This window comes from Armatimonas rosea, from assembly GCF_014202505.1.
GTDB lineage: Bacteria > Armatimonadota > Armatimonadia > Armatimonadales > Armatimonadaceae > Armatimonas > Armatimonas rosea.
The window spans coordinates 641,556-661,847 of sequence record NZ_JACHGW010000002.1 but is presented as its reverse complement, the minus strand read 5'-3'; the positions used below and the strand labels follow the sequence as shown (position 1 = coordinate 661,847).

Below are 20,292 nucleotides of genomic sequence, written 5' to 3'. Positions count from 1 at the left end.
ATCTCTCCTAACCCTAGCGCGAGCGTGTCTCGCGCTCTCCTAAATAACGAACGGGTGCCCCAGCCGCAGCGTAAGCAGAGTGCACCAAACCTGCGAAGCTTCCCCCATCAAACGTCGTTCGGCAGACTAGATCGGCTAGGTCAATCAACATCGGAAAGCCCCGGTGGGGCTGTAAGACGCTATCTGCCATTGCCAGTGACGCCGCGGTGTGAACGTGATCTTTATGGGCGTAGAAAACCTGCGCGGGTGAGTAGTCGGTAACTCGGTAGACTCCATAGACAATCTCTGTCCGAACATCAACAAGAAACTGCCGTAGTGCTATTCGCTCTTGAGGGTGGCCCGTTGACTTACTCGTCAGGCTATCAATGTGATGATCGTTAAATGAATCAGCCAAACTTCCGATCACAGCATATTCGAGAGGATAGAGCGAGTCTCCGATTGTGCGAGCCAAACGATCTGCTGGGCTACTTGCCACATAGAGAAACTTCTTATGATCTAGCAAAAGTCCACGGAGTACGTCTAGAGATGCCAGGAAAAGCGAGCGAGTTGTCGGCAGCAGAATTGTCGTTGTCACTGGGTGACCATGACCAATGCGCCAAGGGGCAGTGGAGCGATGTAGTAAGATGGCACGCTCAGCGTACTCCATCAACCCACGACGTAGCAGACGGCTGACCGGATCACGCGTGTCATCCGCATCGGCACTATCACTTCGGCTCCGGCGCTCCAGTAAAGCTATGGCTTCCTCAACAGGGTCTTCGTAGGTCTCCCGTAGGTCCCGTCGGTAGAGCCGCTGAACCCAGGAGCCAGTGCCTCCTTGGTAGGCAACGAGAGCGACGCCGATCTGTGCCACGGTTAGCAAGAGGGAGTCATGTGCGATGACCGTGCCATCACAGGCTTCTGCCGCTCCGTTAAAAAGTAGCTGGCGATGAACCTCCGCGATATCCCCCGGATTAAGGGAGTACAGCCCCGCTTCCTTGGGTGAGGTACCTGTACCCGCACTTGCCCGTAATCGCTTGACGACGATATCGCGAATTGGTTGACGAGTCCGCTCGCTCTGGGCGACACTCTCCGCAACGACTGTCCTTAATTGCTCATAAAGTACACTTTGATCTCTTCCGTCTCTCCAGGAGGTAAGGTCCAACACACTGTCAAGTGGCTCTCCCAATGTTGCCGTCAGGCTTTCTTCTTCCATCTACAGTATTGCTTCGTTCTCTTCAGACACAGTGCGACAATTTAATAAAACATTATATATGGTTGTATGATGCGAGGCGCTCTAGGAGCACACAATTGTTCTTGGGTCTTTGTTCATAGGATAGGCGTAGAACATACTCCTTGGCAATCGCGAGAGGAATCTGGTAGGTATCCGCGACCTCATCAGCACTGACCTGCTTTTGCTCACCTTGTAGAATCACTTCTGGAGGCACCAGTAGGCCACAAGCCAGCCAGTCGGCTCGCTCTTCGGCAAACTGGCGACCCTGGGCGTCTTTTGGAAACAGGTGTGCATGCCATGCCAGAGCAGTGTTTCTCAGCAGTGCGTCGGAGCGCTCCTCAAGAGTCGGGGGGCGTTCCCCATTCAAGACAGGACGGATTCGCTCTCCCAAGCAGCGCAAGGCTTCTTGGCGTGGAAAGTAATGCTCAAGAAGGAAATGCGCACCTTCATGCGCATAGGTGTAGCGCTGCTCGATCCAGGGGTCGTGTTCGTCCGCAAGCAAGAGCCCTACGCCACGCCACGCGAGGACGGCACCATGTAGCGGACGATCTTCCTGTTCTGCGAGTAAAAGCTGAGCAGGAAACGACTCTACACGCTGCTCCAGCCACTGTCGGATAGCCCCCACACATAGGCTGGGTATGGCAACACACGCCACGGGATAGGCTGACTCCAACACCGCAATAGGATCAAAGACCTCTGTTGGGACCATCCCCAGTTCTTCGCGTAAGCGAGTCGCCAGGACAAGTGTCTGTGAAAAGGCGTCAGGCATCGGGGCCGAGCTCCCGATCACGTGCTGCTAATAAGATCGCTTGAGTGACCGAGTTCGGCAATTGCCCAGTAGTCGGTGCAGACCCCGCCAGAGTCGTTAACACCTCCAGGCGTCGTAGAAGATGTCGTAGTGGCTCAATACGGCATCCGGAGTACCCTGCGATCACCTCAATATCTTCTATGTACGCACTTTGGCGAGGAGGTCGGCAGAGAGCAAGGCGGCTAAGTCCTGTTGCATCCGTGCCGAGGAACTGCGCCAGTGCCTCTGGTGTTTGACTCTCACTCTCCATCCAGAGAGACAGTGAGGAAATGAGAAGATCCGTGCGTTGATCTTCTTGTGCGTAAGCAACCGCTCGATCACGGAGCCGTCGCAGTACAGTGGATTCCTCAGCCATGGATGGCCTCCCAGAGTTTTTCTCGATTGCGCTTGAGTCGCAGCATCACACGATCACGGTTCCGTTTCATCTCACGTTGCTGTTCTGCCAAGGGTAGACTCTCTAAAGCATAGACTTGGACAAATATCTCTACCGAGAGCCTTCCTGCTAAGAACTCTGTCGCAAGAAGCCGATCTCGTATATCAGGCAGCAGCTCTTCCATCAAATTCTCAAGCTCTGGGGAGTACTCCAAAGCAGGATCACGTCCGGAATGCAGAGCAACGCGTTCCGGATCTTCTGTAAGGCTATTCGCTATAGGCTCGGCAAGTGCGACATCTTCCAGAAAAATTATTTTCTCTGTTTGCCTTCTCTCTTGCCGCCTAAGGCGATCTATCAGACGCCGCGTAACAATCATCTGAAGATAGCCAAGTATGCTACTCTTACTCGGGTCAAAACGCTCTGGTGCTTGAATTAACCCAAGAAGGACATCTGTGACCGCATCCTCAATGATCTCGCGGGGAAACTGAAGTTTGCCCCACCGGATAAGCCGAGTTACGAGGACAGGAGCCACTGCGACATAGAACCGATCAGGAGCTGTCGGATGCCCTCCCCGCAGCTCCTCCCATAACTCTTGGTACCTTTGGTTCACAACGAACTCCATTTCGCGATGTCGTACTTGTACTCCTCCCAGCGAATGTAAGGGTAATTCGGCGGAGGAGGAAGACGAAATGGTGTTACAGCAGTGTGATGTCTTTTCAGAGATGGGGTTTCAAAAGACAGTTCATTTTGAACGTCGTCAAGTCCAGCGTGGCATTCGAGATCAGGTGGTAATCCTAGCCTTGAAATTTGGGCGTCGTTTCTACGAGAAAGGAGGGGATCGCGTCTTCTTCCTGGGACGAAGACAACTCCCACAGGGGATCGCTCCCCAGCTCGCCGACCGTGCACAAGGCACAGCGGTTGTGGTCAGTGCAGACGGCTCACTTATCACAACCTTCCGTAATCCCGACTTCAGCAAAACACTTCGTCATCGGCAGTAAGAACGTTTCGACAGAGGCCAAACCATGAGTTGCCCGTCTGTACCACTAAATACCATTACCCCTTCCAATAATTAGCCTCTGCAACAATAATTTCACGAATTTTTTTGTTGAATCTGCGGCTATGCCAACCAGGTGGTGGGGCAAGTGGGAGTGGCGCGTGAATGCCACCCGACTCCTGACCAAGTTGGCCGCGCAACTTCAGTATTTTACGGAGCAGACGTGATTTATGTCCCTCACTTTGGCAGGTGTAGGCCAGGTTCAAGCAACGGCGACACTCCCAAAGTTCCCATGAAACATAGAAGAGGGTTCCAGAGCGCACATGACAAGTGGGACAGTTTAGCCAAGGGCGATAGCCCCCATAGTGGCATGGTGTCCAGTCAAAGTCAAGAGGAACTCGATAGTTGCACCCCTCAATCAGGTACTTCAGCGTCAATCTGACGGGACGATGGCAATCTTCATGAAGAACCTCGCTGACTTCATACTCCAGCCAGTTCGTCTGCTTACGCCCTTCAAAGCTACTCGTCCGCCACCAAGTGATACTTCCCTGGTAGCCCGCCGCGATCCCAGCCCGCTGAAGCACCTTTACGCTCAAGCAGAGGTGTTCCTCAACCTTTTCCGTGGCACCAATCATGACATCTCAGCTCCATTCCGATACGAAATCATTAGGAAATTGTCTGATCATGCCGCATGCGTGACTGTAGAACCGCTTTTTTCTTACTGGCCGCTACTATGCGACCTGTGCCATTGATCGGCAAACAGGACAGCTAAACTCTTTAGATCGTTTCGCAAAAGAACCGCAGCGCTCTGGCAATCCGGGAAAGGCTGAGCCTGAAGACGACAACAACGACGATAGGTAGCGGTCCACCACTCGATCAGGTCAACTCCTACGACTCCGCCACTGGGAAGGTGAATCGTCTCACTATCAGTGAGCAGTGGCAATCCGCCAAGATGGATCATCGTAGTAACCCAGTCTAGCAAAACCTGGCGCTTATCCTCAGAGCAGTAAAGTGGTGGAAGCAAGCCCTGACGCGTTCGCGCGGCGAGTGCAATGTCTCGTTCAATTTCGGCGATTGGCACCTCCACAACCAAATCAGGCTGATCTGGGGTGTCAGGGAGTACATGGAGAATCTCTGACCGAGCTGCGGTGATCGTTGCTCGAATCGGAGCCGTTAGTGTGCCCGCAGGCGCTCGAAAGCGCACACAGTCCCCCTCACGCCAGAGGACGATCCCCTGGTTTTTCAAGGTTGTCAGGTAGCCGAGAGTATCCATGATTTTAGGAGAAGATCCGCCCATCAAATCTCCCCCTCCTCATACTGAATCTCTTCACCGCCATCATCAGTCGCAGACGTTATAAAACCAAAAGAGCTATCCGAGATCTGGTTTTGTAGGTTTTGTAGCGTCTTCCCCCCAGACACAGAAGATTTTTTATTCGCTCCTAAGAGAGCCGGATTGATCCAGATCTGAACAGAAGGGCGACCACCGCCTGCTTTCTGAACGCCGCGGGTTTGAACCCAACCACGCTCTTCGAGGAGCCCTATCGCGCGTTCGACATCATCTGTTGTTGAGAGTCCAGCCCAGTGCTTTTGGACAACCTGACGAACCGTAAACGGATTGGGGAGGCTCTGCTTAATGCGTTGCCCTAATCGCTGACCAGCTTCTGGATCCCCCTCCCCCACAGCCTGATAAATCCGCCGTGCATGAGTCTCCAGAAACTCTGCCCAAGCCAAGGCACGCTCTAGCGAGTCGAGGGATACGGGAGGAAGCTCTGCTGTCAGGGAATCAATGCTCTCCAGCAAGTGAAAGATCAAGGCCAAGGCAGGCACAAGTTTTCTGTATTTTGAGAGATGCGTTTCCATGAGGGCTGTCTCCCCACTGTCACGCATTCGATACTCCAGACTCTCCAACCAAGTGTAGAAGAGTTGCTGTGCCTCGGGAGCGAATCGCAAGCAGGCGACAGATTCTTCATCTGCTTCAATGTCCGTCTTACTCATTGCCCATTCGGCAAGAGCATCGAAAACTTGGGCGACTCTTTTCTTTGCCTCCGCATCAGCCCAACGATCCACGAGATGATAGCCAGCGGGATCTGGCCAAACTAGAAGCTGAAAACGCGAAGTGAATCCATCGTCCCCTCTCTCCTCGGATGAAGCTCTCAGATAGCTAGACAGCGGCCCAGGCTGAATGCTCCCGACTAAAGAAAGGCATACGGAGGGGATGAATACTGTTCCACGACCGATACGGTCGTACGTGAAGCACCCCTTCCCATTCCAAGCCTCTAGGTAAAACGCGCGATCTGACTCGTGCCCCTGCCGCTCCAAGGTGCGCAGAAACCCCATGAGCTCGTCACGATACAGAAGCATGCCATTTGGGTTGGCCTTGAGCAACTCCCCGAGTTTCTCGATAGTCGTATCGTTGATAATCCAACGCGGACAGTTGGGCTCTTCGTCCTCGGTTTGGAGAACCTGCTCTGCGAGCTCGTATTTCCGCGCCGCGGTCAAGTTCTTGTTCTTTAGCTCAGTACGGGCACGCTCTGCCTCGCCTTTCTTGATTAGTGATTCTACTGCCCAAAATTTACGCAGCTCCTCGTGTTTCTCTCTTGTACGCTTCTCTAGACGATACAGATGCTTGAGAGCTTCAGAGATAGCTGGCGTTTTGAGTGCCCCTGGTCGGCCCACAATTGCCCCCCAGAGGTTGGGATACTCCCTCCAGTCATCGTAGCGCTTGGGCTGGATACCAATCTTTTTACCAATCACCGCTCCGACCGCCACAATGGCTGGGATGGCGACATACTCCAGTGGACAAGAGAGTCTCTGGGCAACATCCAACAGCCAGGCACGAAGAGACGGAGGTAGCATTTCCGGCGTGAGTTGGGAGACAGGCAAAAGCTCAGCCTCTAGAGAGGAAGGTAATGAATTGAAAACGGGCGGCGAGTTATCTTCCGTAATCTCCGAACTGGCACAGCTCTCACCGTCAGACCCCAGAGCGGTATTTTTGTAGGTTCTGTAGCGCCCTGACTCAGAGGAGTCAGAAACATTTTCCATGTCTTCCTGTGTGAGTCTTGGACTTGCTTTCACAAGATCAAGCAGGCTCTTACGTTGGCCTCCCAATTTTAACCAGTCACTCACATCTCCCTTAACAGGGAGCCCCGGCAGTTCCACGATACGCACACTAGCTGCATAGGGAAGACAAGACATAGCGACTTCTCGGGCGTGCTTCGTACCAGGCTCGTCATTGTCAGGCAAGATGATCACATGAGCCCCAGAGAGGTACTTTCCAAAGCCCTCCAGCCACTTACCAGCCCCTCCCGCATTCGTCGAGGCAGTTAGGCCAAGTTCCCCCAAGGCATCGGCATCTTTCTCACCCTCTACGATGAAAACCGTCTTGCCCGCATTGGCTTGCTCAATCACCTTCGGAAGGCGGTAAGGTACCCGTCGCACCCCTTGAAGGCTCCAAGACCAGCCTCCTTTGCCATCAGGGGCACGTTGTCGGAATTCCTTGGGCTGATAACGTAGCGCCTGATAGAGCAATTTTCCGGATTCGTCTATGTAATCGTACTGGTTAGTTAGAATCTTCTTCGGCAAGCTGCTCGGCGCAGCCTGCTCCCGAGGTGGAAACAGATCGGATATGGTAAGCCCGAGTGCTTCGACAACCTGTCGCCATTCGCAACCGGCGTGGCACTTCAGAAGTACTTGACCATCCTTTCCCTCTGAAACGCTTAGGCTTGCCCGTTCGTCGTCGTGAGCCGGACACTTAGCTGTGTGACAACTGCCTTGAATCCTCACCCGCTCCAGACGAGTGAGGACGTTCTGTAGAGGAGTCATTGGCTGCATAGGGCTCATCGGATCGATCCTTCTGTGCAGCTAACTTTCCCCAAAGCTTCTGCCTGAAATTTCACGACATGCGCCTGGTAGCTTGATGGGTCGCTTAGTCCCCCATCAAGCTCATAAGGCAACCCATGATGACGGTGGAGATGATAGGCAACGACATGACGCTCGCGACTATTCAGCTCCTTGCTACTCGTCAGCACCCACATGAGATAGCGTGGTGGTACATCATCGATATGACGTCCACGAAAGTGCCCAAAACGGATGCAACAGTTGGACTCATCAATGTAGCGCCCTACAGCCTGTGGACGCTGATAGTCCACAAGTGGCCGAATTGCCAAACGCCGGTAACCTGGGATTCCAGCGACTAGGCGTAGACGAGGACGATATGTTGCCGATGAGCGGCGTTTAAGATATACTTTCATCGAATTGTGTTTCTAAAGTTGTTAGCAGCAACTTTACTTTGAAGCCTGCCTCCACCAAGGCAGGCTTCGTCGTTTCCAGCCGTGGTGCTTCTGGAAGCTTTCGGGAGTGGTGATCCCTGGTGGAAAAAACAGCGTAAGGATCTCTCAACCTAAAGTGTGTTTGTACTCCTTCAGCTGCCCTTCACAGGGCCGATTACGAGATTGTCAAGACCAACACCATAGAGCGCGGCCAACCGGCAAGCTAGGGCGTAGGGGATTCGCCCCCCACGCTCCAATCGCTTCAGATACTCCACCCCAACCCGAACGCGCTTTGCTGCTTGCTCCAAAGTGAAGCCCGCGCTAGATCGGATTGCCATCCTAGTCATCGCTTGCCTTTCTTTGGCGAGCGTGAACCACTCTCACTATCTGCCCTGGAGCTCCCACCCGATGGCCGTATAGCCCCCATCTCGTGTGTAGCCTCTAATACTTTGATCTGGCCTATCATCAATCGCAATGCCTTGACGACGGCAGGATCGTCTGTTCTCCTCAGAATGAAGCCATTTTCTCCCGGCTCACTCGACACGCACACTGCTGCATAAATATGCATTTTAATCACCTCTCAAATCTAAAGGATTTGAGAAAGGCGTTTTCACAACATCACTCTAAAAGTTTTTTCTTTTTTTCATCTACCTGAAGTGCTATCTGGATACGCTCCAACATAGCTGAGACCGCTTGCTGGGATCGACCTGTTAATCGGGCAATATTCGCATGAGTCAACTTCTCGCCTGAGTCAGATAGCTGCACCATTGCTTCAATCAATCTCCTCTGTGAAGGTGTTAGCTTAGGCAGCAAAGACTCCAAGTTCAAAACCGAAGCTGGCGAGGGTTCACAGGCAACTAGGTCTTCAATGTCATCCGACATCTCAACTTCGCGCTTACGCTTAGTACGAAACGCTGATCGTATCTTATCCAGAATCCGTGAAGGCAATCTGCCTGCTATAAACTCACCACTTCTATCAATATCAACATATGCTACAGCGGTCATAAGAATTTCGTGTAATATTTCTCGCATTCCCTGTCCTTGAGTTTGATCAGCAAGGGCATTCCATACCTCTTTACGCATTTTTTTTGACGCTGTCCATACAGTAGCTACCATAGCAGCGCGAAAACAATCTCTAATATCCCTCCATTCTTCGATACTTACTTCGTAGTAGACGTCCCATAATTTTTTATCCAATTCGTAAACTGCATAAACCCACCCTTCAGGTGATATATTATTAAATATTTTTCGCATATAAACTAACATCCTAATATTATATTTATATTTAATATAGTAATCAAATTTCATCAATCTAAAAACAGGGTCTTCATCGTCATTTAAATACAACGTTACATCTGAAACAGAATCACCCGATTTATGAGCATTCATAAGTGATAACATCATATAAGCTAAGAACAGAGATTCAATCAACTGCGTTGTATATTTGAGCATAAATACATAATTTTTTTTATCATCCAACATATCTACTTCATTAAAGATATTTCCGTAACATTTTTTAAATTCACAGAACGATGTCAAATGAGAAGCATTGATTTTTTTACATTCAGAAGAAGCAATTTCAAGAAAATCTTCACCATTCTTATAGCTATTACAAATTCTCGTGTACATATCTTCGTATTGTATTTTTTGTTTTTGAACATAAACATTAATATCATCTCTATAATCATTATCAATTTCATATCTGGAAAAACATTCATTAATTTCAAATTCCCGACTTAAAAATAATGACTCTTTCATATTTTCACTTTTCAAAAAAGCTTCTGCAGCATAGAAATATCGTGGGTTGTTTTCCATCAATATACTTTCTATATATATAGGTTCATTTTTATTCATATCAGCACTCCTTGTTATTTTCTAAGATTGAGTCAATTTCCCACGTTTCAAGTGGGCAACGGGTGAAAAGCGTCGAGCAGCTTCAGAGAGGTCAGCTTGGGCGACAGATACGTAGCGGTTGGTCATGGCCAGAGATGTATGCCCCAGCAGTTCCTTGAGGGTGAAGACATTGCCTCCAGCACGCAGAAACGAGATGGCGAAGGTGTGGCGAAATGTGTGAGGCGAACAGCGCACTGAGGCGATGCCTGCCTGTTTACCCATGCGTCTGATTGCGACGAGTAAGCCTTGACGGGTGAGCCCTTCTCCTGCATCGCGCCCACGGTCAGAGAGAAAGAGCGCCTGGTCTGCGTGACGTTCTTCCTCAGCGAGGTAGAGGTAGAGCGCCTTCTTAGTCTCTCGGTCGAAGTGGAGAGAGCGCTTCTTGCCTCCCTTTCCTTCCACACGAATGCTCCCTTCTTGTAGGCTCAGATCACAGACACGAAGCGAGCAGATTTCACTGGCGCGAATTCCCGTATCGAGCAACAAGAGCAAGATCGCCTCGTTACGGCGTGGGTGAGTTGTCTTCTTGGCGGCAAGAAGCAGTTTACGAAGCTGATCGTTGCTGAAGGGCTGGATCTGGTCAGGACGATCTATCGGAGGCTTGATGCGCTCCATAGGGCTTGATTCAAGCTCACCTTCTTCCACAAGCCAGTTAAAGAATGTACGAAGGCTTGAGTGGTAGCTCTTGATGGTACCTGGTGACGAGGCTTTTGTCAGGCGGGCACAGCCAAATCGTCCCCCTGGCTCTTCGTGGCCATGACCGAGGTAGTGCATGAACTGACGCAGTTCATCCAAACCACAGGTCTCAAGCCCACGCTTTCCTAGGAACCACAAGAGTCCACGGATGCGTTCGCGACGGTTTTGGATGGTGCGGTCGCTATGGCTTGCAATGTCGCAAGCCAATAGGTAGGAATCGAGCAGACGCGAAAGAACACTCGCCGAGATAGAGTTTTCCGGCGAGCGGTTTTTCGATAAAAGATGTGTACTTTTTTGCATTTTGTTTCTTCAGTCCAAGACTGAGGAGACAAAACACACTTTATTGTTGAGAGTTACTGATACTACTCACCACAAGCAGGGATCAGTTTTTTTAGTCTATCAGGTTTTTATAGCCCGTAGGGGGATCGAACCCCTGGTCTCCTCCGTGAAAGGGAGGCGTCCTAACCGCTAGACCAACGGGCCAAACGTCGGGAGTATATCGTGTCTCAGGGGTGTCGTCAAGCGCGGCGGCGACGCCAGAGGGCCAGGAGGCCAAGACTCCCGAGGAGAAGTGAGCTCGGCTCGGGGACAAGCGACTGGGCAAAGAGCCAGTTTCGGTTGTCCAAGCTCCCAAAGACTGCATTGGAGACCGTGTAGTGGTTCGTGCCCGCGACGAGGTCTGCGGTCCCCACGCCGCCTGCGTTGCCCATCGCCGCCTTCATCTTTGCGATCGCGCTCTGCTGGTCGGTGAAGTCTCCATCGGCGGCAAAGGCCCGCACTTGCTGGGCGGCAAGGGCAGGCGTGCTCGCAAAGGCACCGGGATCACCGACACCGGAGACCGGGATGGCCGCGGCGTACTTCAGCGGGTTGCGCACAATCGCATCCCAGACCCCATCGCCCCCGGCAGACCAGCCGACCAGGTACTGGCGATTGACATCCACACTGGGGAGGGTGAAGTTTGTTCCATCCACCAGGTTGGTGAAGGTAGGCGTTGTGAGGAGCGTGTCTCCCAGGCTCATCGCGCCGCGCAGGCTCGCGGAGACCGGGAAGGCATTGTGGTCGTAGGAGTCGGTGGAGCCGTAGTTATTGAGCCAGTACTCCCCGGAGCTGGCGTAGTCCGAGCCGTAGCGGGCGAGGTTCTCCAGGTACTCCGCATCGGTCGTGGCAAGGTCCTTGATCCCGCGAGGGGCCACGTAGATCGCCGGCCGGTCCAGGAGCTGGAGAGAGTCGGAGAAGGCCCAGCTATCGATCCCTGCGAGGCCGTCCACATCGATCCCATTGCCGCGCTCGCCCGAGCCATGGAGGTACATCACGATGGGCAGGGGGACAAGCGGATCGTAGGTTCCCGCCGCGGGGACATAGATCTTCGCAGGGATCGTGCGGGTTACCGATGCCCCCCCCGCCGTGGTGTAGCTGTAGGTGTAGTTCACTACCTTCAGGCTACTCTCCAGCGGCTGCGCCCGCACGCCCCAGGAGGTAAGCCCGATTACGAAGAAAGCAACAACAAATTTTAGGTAGTTCACAACGGAGAGCCCCTCTGCAAGAACTGTGCCTGCCAAGAACCTATCGGCAGGCTCTCTCTTCTTCGTTAGGGTGTCTCGGTCTCCTCAGCAGCGACACCGGGGGCACTTCGTGGGCGAGACCGCCCTACCAGGAGCCCTAGCGCCAGGAGGCCCAGTGTCCCTGGCTCCGGGACACTATTGGGAGCGACAGGCCCCGGCTCAGGGGTCGCGGGAGTGGGGTTGGGAGCAAGGGGCGGCGGAGGAAGCAGCGTGGGCTCGGGGGTCGGGGCGGGGACAGGAACGGGTGTTGCGGTGTTGGGGAGGCTCTGGGCAAAGAGCCAGTCCATAAACCCCGCCTCACTATAGGCATCGGCACCAATGTAGTGCGTACCGTCGGCGTACTCCGTGTAGCGAATATTGCCACCTGCCGCCTGGATCGCCGCCACCATCTGCTGAGAGCCGCTTGGTAGGGCGGCGGTGTCTTGCGCCCCGTGGAACACCCAGAGCGGTGTGCTTGCGAGGCTGGCAGCCTGGGTCGGGTCCCCGATGCCCGCAATCGGAGCGCCTGCGGCAAAGAGCCCTGGGTTGCGCATGAGCAGGTCCCAGGTAGCATCGCCTCCCATCGACCAGCCCGTGGCGTAGAGGCGACTACTGTCGATGGAGAACTCGCTCTGCAGGGCGGGGAGGAGATTGGTGACCGCACGCAAGCTGGTCGAGACGGGGTAATCGGCGAGCAGGTAGGAGTCCCAGGCAAACCCAGGGTGCGGGGTTCCATCGGCATAGTTCTCAAAGTTATTGACCCAGTACTCCCCCTGTGGATCGCCCCCGATAATTTCGAGGGGGCACTGGGGCACCAGAAAGAAGCTCGGGTGGGCGGCCTGGACCTCGGGCGAGAAAAATGTCTGGGCAAAGGGCTCGTTGAGCAAGGGAGACACGTTGTCCGTGCCACGCTCCCCGCCCCCGTGGAGAAAGAGCACAAGCGGGTACTTCTGGGACGGGTCGTAGTTTTCGGGGACATAGAGCCGGTAGGGCAGGTTGAGGCCGGAGCTATCCACAAAGGTCCGTGCGAGGAGAGGGCTCAGGAGATCCTGGGCCTGTGCCGCGGTGCCGAGGAGGAGCGCTCCGGCGGCGAGCGCCCCTCCACGGAGGTAGTAGCGAGAGGAAGTTGTCATGATGGCAAGTCTCTTGAGGAAAAAATGGCGAGTCCACCTTAAGGTCTCAAGGTGGGCTTCCCCTTCCCAGAGCAAGAGTCATGCCAAGCAATTATAGCAATATCAGCAACTGCGACGTTTTAAGGCATCGTAGGTCGCGTACTTATAGGCCTCGGAGAGGGTGGGGTAGTTGTAGCAGGTGCGCACAAAGAGCTCGGCACCTTGCTCGGCGAGCATGGCGGTCAGGCCGATATGCACCAGCTCCGAGGCGCTCTCCCCGATAATATGCACCCCGATAAGCCGCATGTCGTCGCGCCGGAACACCAGCTTGATAAAGCCAAACTGCTCCCCGATAATCTGCCCACGGGCATTGGCCGCAAAGCTGGCGCGCCCGCAGACAATATCCAGCCCCTTCTCTTTGGCGCTCTGCTCGGTCTCCCCCGCGCTGCTTGCCTCGGGGATGGTGTAGATCCCGTAGGGGAGGATCGGGGCGAGGTGGCCGGTGAAGTTGCTCTCAAAGGCATGGCACATCGCCAGGCGTGCCTGCTCCATCGAGGCCGATGCCAGCGACGGAAACCCGACCACATCGCCCGCGCCGTAGATCGAGGGCACCGCGGTCTGGAAGGACTCATTGACCGTCAGCAGGCCGCGCTTGCCCACCTCCAGCCCGGCGGCGGCAAGGTTCAGGCTCTCCGTGTTGCCACTGCGCCCCGCCGCGATCAGGATCGTGTCGGCGACAATCGAGCCGCCGTAGCGCAGGGCGCAGCGCCACCCCACCTCCTCGCCTTCGTCGTCGCGCGCAACGTTCTCGATCTCATCGGGCATCCGAAAGACAATCCCCAGCGCCACCATGCGCTCTTTGAGGGCGCGGGAGAGATCGCGGTCCAGGAAGGCGAGCAGCTCATCGCGCGCCTCGATCACGGTCACCTTCACACCCAGAGTCGCAAAGAGGCAGGCATACTCACAGCCGATCACCCCGCCGCCCGTTACAATCAGGCTCTGGGGGATGCGCTCCAGGTTCAGGATCGTGTCCGAGTCGTAGATATCGGGCTGCCCCCAGGGAAAGACCGGCGGGTGCCAGGGCCGCGAGCCTGTCGCCACCAAGACAATATCGCCCCGCAGGACCCGCTCGCTCTCCCCCGCCACCTTGACCGTGTGGGCATCCACAAACGATGCCGCCCCGCGGATCAGCTCGATCCCATGGCTGCCGATACTACCCGCGATCCGCTGGCGCTCGGTCTCGGCCACCCGCCGCTCGCGCCGCAGGAAGTCCTGGACAGTCGCCTTGTCACGCAGGCAAGCGTCCATGCCGTAGAGCTCCCGCTGCTGAAACCCCGAGAGAAAGAGCGCGGTCTCCCGCAGTGTTTTCGAGGGTAGTGTGCCCGTATTGGCCGCCGCCCCCCCGAGGTGCTGCCCCTTCTCGATCAGCGCCACCCGCTTGCCCAAGAGCGCCGCCTGCGCCGCCCCTTTCTCCCCCGCCGGGCCGGAGCCAATCACGATCAAATCATAGCGCGTCGTTTCTTCCATACCCTTATCGTACCCGCCCAATTCGATTGGGCGGTATGATGAGCGCATGGGTGTAGGAGGCGGCTGGCGCGGACCGGATCAGAGCTTGGGGGGGCTGCCCCGGACGTTTGGGTTGCAGAACCGGAACACGGGCGGCGATGGCCCACAGAAGCCGCTGGATCGCGTGCTACTCCGGCGCGTCTTGACCTGTCTTTCGCCTTACAAGACTCTCTGGGTGGGGATCTTTGCCTGCTTGGGTGCCACGGCGGCGCTTGGGGTCGTGCCACCGCTCCTGGTGCGCGGAATCCTCGACGATGCCATCCCCAAGCACCAGCCGACCTTGCTGTTTGGGCTTGTGGGCGGGATTATCGGGGTCAATCTCGTCATGGGCCTGCTCGGGGTCTTGCAGAGCTTTTTGAGCGCGCAAGTGGGCGAGGGCCTGCTCTACGACCTGCGCAATCGCTTGTTCTTGCGCTTGCAGCAGATGTCGCTCTCCTACTACACCACGACCCGCGCCGGGGAGATTGTCGCGCGGGTGAGCAGCGATGTCGGGGCGGTGCAGGGGGTGGCGACCGGTACGGTGATTAGCATTGCCAACAATCTCTTGACCGTTATTGCCACTATTGTCGTCATCTTTGGGATGAACCCGCGCCTGGCGCTCCTGGCGCTCGTTGTCGTGCCGGGGCTCTACCTGCCGACCAAGCTGGTCGGGAAGCTACGGCGCAAGCTCTCCGCAGAGGCGCAAGAGACACAGGCAGACCTGCTGGCCTTTGTGCAGGAGCGCCTACATGTCGGGGGGATGCTCCTGACACAGCTCTACGGCCAGGCTCCTGCGGATGCGAGCGCGTTCGAGAAACTCACGCAGCGGGTGAAGGCACTCAACCTCAAACAAACGCTGGCGGGGCGCTGGCTGTTCATGAGCCTGAGTGTCTTCTCGGTGGCCGGCCCCGCACTGATCTATCTCTTTGGCGGGATCGAGGCGCTCAACAACCGACTGACTCTAGGGAGCATTATCGCTATCGTGGCCTACCTGGCGAACCTCTACCGGCCGCTAGCCAATCTCGCCAATGTCTATGTCGATATCCAGGCGGCGCTGGCGATCTTTGAGCGTATCTTCTCGCTGCTGGACCATGACCCCGAGATCGCCGATGCGCCGGGGGCCAAGACTCTCACCCAGACCCGCGGCGAGGTGCGCTTTGAGAGTGTCGGCTTCTCGTACCCCAATGCGGCGACGCCCGCACTCTCGGAGCTCTCGTTTACGATCGCGCCGGGCGAGCGGGTGGCGCTGGTGGGGCCGAGCGGGGCGGGAAAGACCACGATCACGTATCTCCTGCCGCGCTTCTTCGATCCCACGGAGGGGAAGATCACCCTGGATGGCCTGGACCTTCGTGAAATTACGCTAGAGAGCCTGCGCGCCCGGATTGGGATGGTGACCCAGGAGACCTTTCTGTTCCACGCGAGTGTCAAACAAAACCTGCTCTACGCCCGCCCGGACGCCACGGAGGAGCAGCTGACCGCCGCCGCCAAGTCCGCCCATATCCACGACTTCCTCGCCGCCCTCCCCGATGGCTACGACACAATCGTGGGGGAGCGGGCGTTTCGGCTCTCGGGCGGGGAGCGCCAGCGGCTCTCGATTGCGCGCGCGCTGCTGAAGAACCCAGAGCTGCTGATCTTGGACGAGGCGACGAGTAGCTTGGACGCGACCTCGGAGTCGCTCATTCAAGAGGCGCTGGAGACCCTGCTTCAGAACCGCACCGCGCTGATTATCGCCCACCGGCTCTCCACCATCCGAACGTGCGATAAGATCGTGGTCTTGGAGCATGGACATGTGGTGGAGGTGGGACCGCACGAAGCACTCCTGGCAAAAAACGGCCTCTATGCCGAGCTCTACCAAAAACAGTTTCGTCCGGTAAGTACCAACTAGCGAAATTTAAATCAGGAACTAAATATCACGATTACAAGTACATAGCATCAAGACTCCTAAAGGTAACTTGTATGCAAAACTCCCCCTCTCGTCTCGCCTTTGACCAAGCCGCAGAAGCGCGTCGTCAAGCCCGCTTTACGGAGAGTCAGAAGATCACCACCGACGGCATCGCTGCCGCGCAGAAGCGTGGAGACCGTGCGGAGGAGGCCCTCCTCCTTGTCGCTCTGGGTGTCGCCATAGACCGGCAGACCGATGGTAACCAGGCAGAGCCCTACTTTGACAAAGCCCTCACTCTCGCCCGAATGGCACCTGCGCCCCTGGCCGAGGCACACGCTCTCTACTTTCTGGGATCGCTGCGCAATGAGATGGGACAAAACGCCGAGGCCATCCCCCTGCTCAAGGAGTCTCTGGCACTTGCACGAAAGCTCATGGATCGCTCTTTGGAGATCATGGCTCTAGGCAGACAAGGAGAGGCTTACCAGGATCAGGGGGAGCCGGAGCGAGCGAGGAGCTACTTTCAAGAAGCCCTAGCCCTAGCCCAGAAGAGCGATCCAACCGACCTTTGCTTTGTCCTGCTCCATCTCCACGACTTCCACCGAGAAAACGAAGAGTTCTCGCAGGCAGAGCAGGTACTGGCACAGCTCTCGCAGACCTTGGTGCGAAAACCATCTGTCCTCGGGGATATCTACTACTCGCTGTCCCAAGCTCAGCTCTCGCTCAAGAAAAAACAGCTTGCCCAGGCCCTGATCCAGCTCAATCGTACTCGGAAGAAAGCACAAGCCGCAGGAGCCACACGGATTGAGTCGCTCGTGCTCCTCCTCCTGGCAAATCTCTACGACGATCTGAAGCAGGGGGAGAGTGCCCTTGCGAGCGCAACCGAGGCACTGAGCCTCGCCCGGAAGACGGGCTCGCGGTGGGACGAGATCAATGCAACGGTTATGCAGGCAATGGCTCTGTCACACAGCGATCGGGATAAAGAGGCGGCCGATACCGCGCGCCAGTCGGTTGTCCTCGCGGATAAGCATGGGTATCCCCGGATGCAGCTACGGGGGCTCACAACCCTTGCCATGTGTGAGTACGCCTCCGACCAGGCCGAGAGTGCGCTCGCGACAGCCAAGCGTGCGGAGGCTCTGCTCGAGAAGTACCCCGACGACGACTTATCTTCCTACCTGGCTATAGTCTTTGCGGGTATCTATAGCCAGAAAGGCCAACATGACCTGGCGGAGAGCACGCTTCGGAAGTCGATAGATCGTATCAAGCTGGCGAAAGAGAAAACGACTCCTCTCATGACCCTCATCGGCCTTCAGGTGCAGGCGAAAAACTATGATCGCGCCCTCGCCACTTCGGTGGAGCTCGTGACGCTTGCACAGAAGATCGGGGATAAAAAATCGGAGGGGTATGGCCTGATGCTCCGCGCCTCAACCCTTAGCTCACAGGATAAAGATCAGGAAGCGGTCGTGGTGATGGAGCAAGCCGTTGGCCTCTACCATGAGGCGGGACTCATCGATGAGGAGGCCAGTGCGCTCGCCCAGCTTGCGGTCTACCACTACAATGTCGACCAGTACAACCAGATGGAAGAGTGTAGCAAGAAGAGTGCGGCTCTCTTCGTGAAGCAAGGCAAGCCCAAGGTAGCGGGCACTACGTTGACGAGCCTTGTGGCTTATCTCATCAAGGATGAAAAATTCGATGCCGCACAGCGCCTCCTTGAGGAAGCCCTGCCTCTTCTGCGCGAGAGCAAGGCGGTTCGTGAGCAGGCAGTGGCACTCCACTACCTGGCACAGATCCAAGGGAATGACGAGCAGTACGATAAAGCCTTCGACACGCTTGAAAAAGCGCTTGCTCTTTATCAAGAGGCGAAGGACAGATCCAATGAAGCGGTCGTCCTGCGTAGTATCGCAGCCATTCTGAGCTACCAAAACCAAGAAGACCGGGCGCAAGAGTATCTCGAGCGTGCCAAGGCAATCGAGGCGACTCTAAAAAAGTGAGTGTCTGGGAGAGGGCTACTTCTCTCCCAGATAGAAGCCGGGCTGGGTGGGCTGGTTGTAGCCAACATTCTGCCAGGCAACGCTCAGCCGGTACTGCGGGTCGTGGAGGAGTGTGGTGAGGCGATGGCCGGTGGGAATCGTGGTCGTGTAGATGCGCAGGGACTTGTTGTCGGTCGTGCGCAGGACCACTTCTTCGCGCCAGTCGCCTAGGATATCAGCGCAGAGGGCGGGGTTGGACTTGGTGCCATTGTTGCTGGTGCAGTCATCGGCGGTGAGCAGGGGCTTCTCGGTCTCGGTGGTCCAGTCCCACTTGGTGATCTTATTGCCATCGAGCAGCTCGCGCAGGAAGTCGCCGTCCCACCAGACCCCGAAGTTGCAGGAGCGCGGCTTCGCCTTGGAGATCTGCTCCCCCTTGACATTCCAGACACCGCTGAGGCCCTCGCCCGACGCCCACATTTCATAGCCGGGGTGGCGCGGGTCGATATCGAAGGCGACACCACGGCCGACATCGGGGCAGGGCTTGCCAAAGAGCAGTGCGCCGGTGCGGGCATCGCGAAACTCCGCGCCAGACTGGTGGTTGTTGTGCTCGTGGATATCAAAGACCTCTAGCCCGGGGCGGCTGGGGTCGATATCCGAGAGGTGGAGCGCATCGCCGTGGCCCAGACCCGTGGAGTAGAGCCCCGTCCCGTTGTCGTCGATTGCCATCGCGCCGTAGATAATCTCGTCTTTGCCGTCGCCGTCCACATCCCCCACCGAGACATTGTGGTTGCCCTGGCCACGCCATTTCTTGGGGTCGGCCTGCTTGTCCGAGTCGAAGACCCAGCGCTGTGAGAGCTTGCCATCGCGCCAGTCCCAGGCGGCCAGCACGGTGCGGGTGTAGTAGCCCCGGCAGAAGACCAGGCTGGGGCGCTTGCCATCGAGGTAGGCCACACAGGCCAGGAAGCGATCCACCCGGTTGCCGTAGCTATCGCCCCAGTCCGCAACCTTGCCGCGCTCAGGGGCATAGTCGGTCGAGGCGAGCACCATGCCCGTCTTCCCCTCGAAGACCGTCAGACGCTCCGGGCCATCGAGGATATAGCCCTTGTCGTTGGCCCAGCTCTTGCTCACATTCCCAAGTACTCTCCCCGTACCATCGACCGTCCCATCCGCCGTCCGGCAGGCCAGCTCCGCCTTGCCATCGCCGTCGAAGTCGTAGACCAGGAACTGGGTGTAGTGAGCTCCCTCGCGGATATTCTTCCCGAGGTTGATCTCCCACAGAAAAGTCCCATCCAGCTTGTAGGCCTGGAGAATTGGCGGATCGGTGGGGCCGGCCTGGGAGTTATCTTTCGAGCGCCCCGTCATGTGGACCACCAGCTCCAGGCTCCCATCCCCATCCAGATCCCCAACCGAGCAGTCGTTGGGGGTGTAGCCCGGCGGGGTGCGGAGGGGAATGCTGAGGTAGGGAGTCTCGGAGAGAGTCACGGGCTTGCTCTGTGCCCCCGTGCCGGCCTGGACCGTGTAGCGTGCGCCACGGGGGGCCTTGGGGTCGACAAAGCAAGTGGCACCAGTCAGGGGCTTGGGTGTGAGTTTCTTACCATCGCGCCAGAGCGTAAAGCCGGTGGTCGGAGAATCGGTTGCCAGGAGCCGCCAGCTCACAAAAGCACTGCCCGTGCTATCGCGCACCGCCACCAGCCCTCGGTCCAGCGCCTCCCGCTGCCGCAGTGCGGCGGGCGGCTCCGTGGCGCTACTGGCCAGTCCCAAGCACAAAAGTCCGATAGATAAAAATAGCTTCATCGTGGTCCCCCGGCAAAACAACCGGTTTATTATACCCCACTCCCCTCCAGCACCGACTTTTGTTGTGAAATACACCACCGGAACAATTTCTACCGTATACTCATCCAAGAGCAGAACCCCGCGGTTAAACATCCATTCAGAGGTAGTAAAGAAGAGATATGTCCAATAATAGTACTAATAATATACGTCTAATGAGCCTATCCCTAGGT

At 56.2% G+C, this 20,292-nt stretch carries 15 protein-coding genes and 1 tRNA gene; 3 read left to right on the top strand and 13 right to left on the bottom strand.

Annotated elements, in window-relative coordinates; translation table 11 throughout:
- Positions 1-13 precede the first annotated feature (13 nt).
- The 3 genes from HNQ39_RS10980 to HNQ39_RS10970 form a co-directional block, all read right to left on the bottom strand.
- Entirely contained in the window at positions 14-1,192 is a 1,179-nt protein-coding gene (locus HNQ39_RS10980) for a hypothetical protein (protein ID WP_184195348.1), read from the bottom strand.
- Between the two features lie 52 nt (positions 1,193-1,244).
- Positions 1,245-1,979, bottom strand: coding sequence for a hypothetical protein (locus HNQ39_RS10975; RefSeq protein WP_184195346.1), 735 nt, complete (start codon positions 1,977-1,979; stop codon positions 1,245-1,247).
- Positions 1,980-2,365: 386 nt separating this feature from the next.
- Entirely contained in the window at positions 2,366-3,013 is a 648-nt protein-coding gene (locus HNQ39_RS10970; RefSeq protein WP_184195343.1) for an RNA polymerase sigma factor, read from the bottom strand.
- 67 nt (positions 3,014-3,080) lie between these two features.
- Here HNQ39_RS10970 and HNQ39_RS10965 point away from each other — a divergent pair, with 67 nt between their 5' ends.
- Positions 3,081-3,389 carry a hypothetical protein gene (locus HNQ39_RS10965; RefSeq protein WP_184195339.1) on the top strand — a complete coding sequence of 103 codons (309 nt, stop codon included), beginning with the start codon at positions 3,081-3,083 and terminating at the stop codon, positions 3,387-3,389.
- Between the two features lie 714 nt (positions 3,390-4,103).
- Here HNQ39_RS10965 and HNQ39_RS30810 read toward each other — a convergent pair.
- The 9 genes from HNQ39_RS30810 to sthA form a co-directional block, all read right to left on the bottom strand.
- A complete protein-coding gene (locus HNQ39_RS30810) occupies positions 4,104-4,658 on the bottom strand; it encodes a TubC N-terminal docking domain-related protein (RefSeq protein ID WP_184195336.1) in 555 nt (184 codons plus the stop codon).
- Between the two features lie 23 nt (positions 4,659-4,681).
- Positions 4,682-7,225 (bottom strand): DUF3987 domain-containing protein, encoded by a 2,544-nt coding sequence (locus tag HNQ39_RS10955; protein ID WP_184195332.1) that lies wholly within the window; start codon positions 7,223-7,225, stop codon positions 4,682-4,684.
- A 580-nt stretch (positions 7,226-7,805) separates the two neighbouring features.
- Positions 7,806-7,991: a helix-turn-helix domain-containing protein gene (locus tag HNQ39_RS30805; protein ID WP_184195328.1), complete on the bottom strand. Its 186-nt coding sequence runs from the start codon at positions 7,989-7,991 to the stop codon at positions 7,806-7,808.
- A gap of 280 nt (positions 7,992-8,271) precedes the next feature.
- Entirely contained in the window at positions 8,272-9,507 is a 1,236-nt protein-coding gene (locus HNQ39_RS10945; RefSeq protein ID WP_184195325.1) for an RNA polymerase sigma factor, read from the bottom strand.
- A 21-nt stretch (positions 9,508-9,528) separates the two neighbouring features.
- Complete coding sequence (locus HNQ39_RS10940; protein ID WP_184195322.1) at positions 9,529-10,542, bottom strand: tyrosine-type recombinase/integrase; 1,014 nt, start codon at positions 10,540-10,542, stop codon at positions 9,529-9,531.
- A 110-nt stretch (positions 10,543-10,652) separates the two neighbouring features.
- Positions 10,653-10,725 (bottom strand) — tRNA-Glu (locus HNQ39_RS10935).
- 35 nt (positions 10,726-10,760) lie between these two features.
- Positions 10,761-11,765, bottom strand: a complete 1,005-nt coding sequence (locus HNQ39_RS30555; RefSeq protein ID WP_184195320.1) for a PEP-CTERM sorting domain-containing protein — start codon at positions 11,763-11,765, stop codon at positions 10,761-10,763.
- Between the two features lie 65 nt (positions 11,766-11,830).
- Positions 11,831-12,916 carry a carboxylesterase family protein gene (locus HNQ39_RS10925; RefSeq protein WP_184195317.1) on the bottom strand — a complete coding sequence of 362 codons (1,086 nt, stop codon included), beginning with the start codon at positions 12,914-12,916 and terminating at the stop codon, positions 11,831-11,833.
- 102 nt (positions 12,917-13,018) lie between these two features.
- Complete coding sequence (gene sthA / locus HNQ39_RS10920) at positions 13,019-14,422, bottom strand: Si-specific NAD(P)(+) transhydrogenase (protein ID WP_184195314.1); 1,404 nt, start codon at positions 14,420-14,422, stop codon at positions 13,019-13,021.
- 46 nt (positions 14,423-14,468) lie between these two features.
- Between sthA and HNQ39_RS10915 the strand changes: the two genes are divergently transcribed.
- A complete protein-coding gene (locus HNQ39_RS10915) occupies positions 14,469-16,325 on the top strand; it encodes an ABC transporter ATP-binding protein (protein ID WP_184195311.1) in 1,857 nt (618 codons plus the stop codon).
- A 71-nt stretch (positions 16,326-16,396) separates the two neighbouring features.
- Positions 16,397-18,310, top strand: coding sequence for a tetratricopeptide repeat protein (locus tag HNQ39_RS10910; RefSeq protein WP_184195308.1), 1,914 nt, complete (start codon positions 16,397-16,399; stop codon positions 18,308-18,310).
- A gap of 15 nt (positions 18,311-18,325) precedes the next feature.
- On the opposite strand, the gene HNQ39_RS10905 is transcribed toward HNQ39_RS10910, so the two are convergent.
- Complete coding sequence (locus HNQ39_RS10905; RefSeq protein ID WP_184195305.1) at positions 18,326-20,083, bottom strand: rhamnogalacturonan lyase; 1,758 nt, start codon at positions 20,081-20,083, stop codon at positions 18,326-18,328.
- Between the last annotated feature and the right edge of the window lie 209 nt (positions 20,084-20,292).